The sequence below is a fragment of the Rathayibacter sp. AY2B7 genome (genome assembly GCF_002931635.1).
GTDB lineage: Bacteria > Actinomycetota > Actinomycetes > Actinomycetales > Microbacteriaceae > Rathayibacter.
Window position 1 is genome coordinate 1 of sequence record NZ_PSUC01000191.1, and the last position, 2523, is coordinate 2523.

The following is a 2523-nucleotide window of genomic DNA, read 5'->3' on the forward strand; positions in this document are numbered from 1 at the left end:
GGACGATCGCCAACCTGCTCGACGAGCACCGCCGGTTCCCCCCGCCCGCAGCCTTCGCCGCGCAGGCGAACGCGGGCGCGGAGGAGCACTCGCGCGCCGCCGCCGATCCGGTCGCGTTCTGGGAGGAGGCGGCCCGCCGCCTCGAGTGGGCGGAGCCGTGGCACACCGCCCACAGCTGGGAGCCTGCCGCTCCGCTGCCCGACGGCTCGCTCTCGGTGCCGCGCACGACCTGGTTCGAGGGCGGACGGCTGAACGTGGCCGTCAACTGCGTCGACCGCCACGTGGACGCGGGACGCGGCGGGAAGACCGCCCTCCACTTCGAGGGCGAGCGCGGCGACCGGCGGTCGATCACCTACGCCGAGCTCCAGCGCGAGGTCTCCCGCGCCGCTAACGCGCTGACCGCGCTCGGGATCGGTAAGGGCGACCGCGTCGTCGTCTATCTCCCGGTGATCCCCGAGACCATCGTCATCACGCTCGCGATCGCGCGGATCGGAGCGATCCACTCGCTCGTCTTCGGCGGCTTCTCCGCCGAGGCGGTGCGGTTCCGCGTGGAGGACACCGGCGCGAAGCTCCTGGTCACCACGGACGGGCAGTTCCGGCGCGGAGCGACGGTGCCGGTCAAGGCGAGCGCCGACCGGGCGGTCGAGGGCGTCGCGTCGATCGAGCACGTCCTCGTCGTCCGCCGCACCGGTGAGACCGACGTCCCGTGGACCCCGGGCCGCGACGTCTGGTGGCACGAGCTGGTCGATGCGCAGAGCGACGTCCACGAGGCCGAGGCCTTCGACTCCGAGACGCCGCTGTTCATCATCTACACCTCCGGCACGACCGGGAAGCCCAAGGGGCTGGTGCACACCAGCGGCGGCTACCTCACGCAGGCCTCCTGGACGCACTGGGCCGTGTTCGACGCGAAGCCGGACGACGTGCACTGGTGCACCGCCGACCTCGCCTGGGTCACCGCGCACACCTACGAGATCTACGGACCGCTCTCGAACGGGCTCACCCAGGTCATCTACGAGGGCACCCCGAGCACCCCGCACACCGCCCGGCACTTCGAGATCATCGAGCGGTACGGGGTGACCGTCTATTACACGGCGCCGACGCTGATCCGGACGCTGATGACCTGGTTCCCCGAGGGCGTGCCCGCCCGGTACGACCTGTCGAGCCTGCGCCTGCTCGGCACCGTCGGCGAGTCCATCAACCCCGAGGCCTGGGTCTGGTTCCACGAGGCGATCGGCGGCGGGCGCTGCCCGATCGTCGACACCTGGTGGCAGTCCGAGACCGGCGCCGCGGTGATGTGCCCGCTGCCGGGCGTCTCGACCCTCAAGCCGGGCTCGTCGCTCGGAGCCCTGCCCGGGCTCGGCGTCCTCGTGGTGGACGAGCACGGCGAGCGGGTGCCGAACGGCTCCGGCGGGTACCTCGTGGTCGACCGGACCGGCCCGGCGCTCGCCCGCACCGTGTGGGGCGACCCGGAGCGGTACCGCGACTCCTACTGGGCCCGCTACGCGTCCCAGGGGTGGTTCTTCTCCGGGGACGGCGCGAAGTACGACGCCGACGGCGACGTCTGGGTGCTCGGCCGCGTCGACGACGTCATCAACGTCTCCGGGCACCGCCTGTCCACGATCGAGATCGAGTCGGCACTCGTCGCCCATCCGGCCGTCGGCGAGGCCGGAGTCGTCGGAGTCGCCGACGCGACGACCGGCCAGGCCATCGCGGCGTTCGTCATCCCCTCCGACGAGGCCGTCGACCGCGCCGAGGAGGACCCGGCCTACTGGACCGCGCTCGGCACGACGCTCTCGGCGCTCCTGCGCGACCACGTGGCGGTCGCGATCGGGCCGATCGCCAAGCCGCGCGACCTGGTGGTGGTGCCGGATCTGCCCAAGACCCGCTCCGGCAAGATCATGCGGCGGCTGCTCGGCGACATCCGCGACGGCCGCCCGCTCGGAGACGTGACGAGCCTCCAGGACGACACCGTCCCGGCACGCATCGCCCGCATCGTCGCCGAGCGCGGGTAGGCGCCGCGCCGAGCGGACGCGGCGGATGGCGCCTGTTTCGGGGAGGCGTCGGGAGCCTGCGCGTCCGCGGCGAGGAGGGGCCGCCGGGGAGCATCCGGAGTAGCGTGAAGCCGTGCGCGACGTCCAACAGCAGATCATCTCCGAGCTCCACGTCTCCCCCGCCGTCGATCCGGCCGTCGAGGTCGAACGGCGCAGCGGCTTCCTCGCCGACTACCTCCGCAGCACCGGCGCGAAGGGCCTCGTCCTCGGCATCAGCGGCGGCCAGGACTCGAGCCTCGCGGGGCGCCTCTGCCAGCTCGCGGTAGAACAGGTCCGCGCGAGCGGCGGCGACGCCTCCTTCATCGCGGTCCGCCTGCCGTACAAGGTGCAGGCCGACGAGGAGGACGCCCAGCTCGCCCTCACGTTCATCCGCCCGGACCGCCAGGTCGTCTTCGACATCCACCAGGGCGTCGACGGCGTGGCCGCGGCGTTCGGCGACGCGGTCGACGAGCCGATCAGCGACTTCGTGAAG

General features: G+C 72.8%; 1 protein-coding gene and 1 pseudogene. Both read left to right on the plus strand.

The window, feature by feature from the left end:
• The first annotated feature begins 5 nt into the window (after positions 1-5).
• Entirely contained in the window at positions 6-2012 is a 2007-nt protein-coding gene (acs, locus tag C5C27_RS17210; protein WP_104315009.1) for an acetate--CoA ligase, read from the plus strand.
• Between the two features lie 112 nt (positions 2013-2124).
• Positions 2125-2523: pseudogene (locus C5C27_RS17215) on the plus strand (NAD(+) synthase); the annotation flags it as partial.